The sequence below is a fragment of the Frankia sp. CeRuru1 genome (assembly GCF_977966315.1).
In genome coordinates this window covers 1-1647 of record NZ_CDWWEW010000401.1, presented here as the reverse complement: position 1 = coordinate 1647, position 1647 = coordinate 1, and the positions used below count along the sequence as shown (strand labels likewise).

2 protein-coding genes are annotated in these 1647 nt (G+C 72.5%); one reads left to right on the top strand and one right to left on the bottom strand.

The window, feature by feature from the left end:
• Positions 1–837, top strand: an 837-nt coding sequence (locus tag AC08OP_RS21295) for a UDP-N-acetylglucosamine--N-acetylmuramyl-(pentapeptide) pyrophosphoryl-undecaprenol N-acetylglucosamine transferase (protein WP_476615802.1), incomplete at its 5' end; no start/stop codon positions are given.
• 54 nt (positions 838–891) lie between these two features.
• On the opposite strand, the gene AC08OP_RS21290 is transcribed toward AC08OP_RS21295, so the two are convergent.
• Positions 892–1344, bottom strand: a complete 453-nt coding sequence (locus tag AC08OP_RS21290) for a nitroreductase/quinone reductase family protein (RefSeq protein WP_476615801.1) — start codon at positions 1342–1344, stop codon at positions 892–894.
• Positions 1345–1647 lie beyond the last annotated feature (303 nt).

Here is a 1647-nt window from a genome sequence, read left to right as displayed (position 1 = left end):
GTGGGGTTCGGTGGATACGTGTCCGCGCCCGCGTACCTCGCCGCCCGGCGCCGCGGCATCCCGATCGTGGTGCACGAGGCGAACCCGCTGCCGGGGCTGGCCAACCGGCTCGGCGCCCGGCTCACCCCGTTCGTCGCCACGTCCTACCCGAGCACGCCCCTGCGCGGCGCGACGCTCACCGGGATCCCGCTGCGGGGGGAGATCCTCACCCTTGACCGTTCCCCGGCCGCGATGCGGGCCGCCCGGGCGCGCTACGGGCTCGACCCACACCGGCCGACCCTGCTCGTCTTCGGCGGCTCGCAGGGCGCCCGCTCGCTCAACCAGGTGATGACGGCGGCGGCGCATCCCCTTGCCGCCGCCGGGATCCAGGTGCTGCACGCGACCGGGCCGAAGAACTTCGACGAGGTCGCCGCGGCGCTGCCCCTCGACCTGCCCACGCCGTACGAGCTGCGGCCGTACCTCGACCACATCCCCTCGGCCTATGCCGCGGCCGACATGACCCTGTGCCGGTCGGGCGCGATGACGTGCGCGGAACTCGCCGCGGTGGGGCTCCCGGCGGTCTACGTCCCCTTGCCGCACGGCAACGGTGAGCAGCGCCGCAACGCGCTGCCGACGGTGGAGGCCGGCGGTGGTCTCCTCGTCGAGGACGCCGAGCTCAGCGCGTCCTGGCTGCTCGAGAACGCGCTGCCGGTGCTCATCTCCGCCGAACGGCTGGCGAAGATGTCGGCCGCCTGTGCCGGCAGCGGCCATCCCCAGGCCGCCGCCGCGATCGTCGCCATGATCCGGGACGCCGCCGCCACCCGGCGGCGATCCCGCCCGCGGCACGCGGCTCCTTGACCGCTCCGCCGTCGCTGACCGCTGGGCAGCCAGGGGGCGCCCAACGCTGGCCGGTCACCGCAGCGTGACCAGCACGACCACCGGGATCTCCCGTTCCACCTGCTCCTGGTGGCCGCGGATTCCCGGCATCGTCTCGACCAGTGCCTCGTAGAGCCGCTGCCGCTCGTCCCCGGTGGCGGTCGACGCCTCGGCCTCGAATCGGTCGGTGCCGAGCTCCACCACGACTTTCGGCTCGGCCGTCAGGTTCTGGTACCAGTCCGGATGCCGCGGGGCGGCCATGTTGGACGCGAAGACGACGATGCGGCCGGGACCGCCGTCCACGACGTACCCCAGCGGGGTGGTGTGCTCCTTCCGGCTGCGCCGTCCGGTCGTCGTCACGAGCACCAGCCTGGAACCGGGCAGCGTCTTCTCCAACGCGCCGCCAGTCGCCCGGTACTCGGCGATCACGGTCTGGTTGACCGCCCTGACGTCGAAGCCAGGTCTGCGCGGGTCCTGCGTGTCGGCCATCGTCTCGATCCTCACCTGTCGCCGCCGGCCATGCCGGCGGGGGCGTGTTGCGGCAGTCAACCATCGACGCCGGGCAACAGCCGGCAGGATCATCGCCCGGGACGTCGCGCCGACGTTACCGGGCCCGCGGCGCGGCGCCGCTTTCACGCCGGGGAGGAGACGCCGTCTCACAGGCATCGGATGGCACTTCTTTGTATGAGAAAATTGAAGCTTTTCTTATTTTCGACAGTACCCCACCGCCGTTTGGACGGCCGTGGGGGAGTCGCAACCACGTATCCGTCGCGGCGTTGGCCGGCCTGCGGG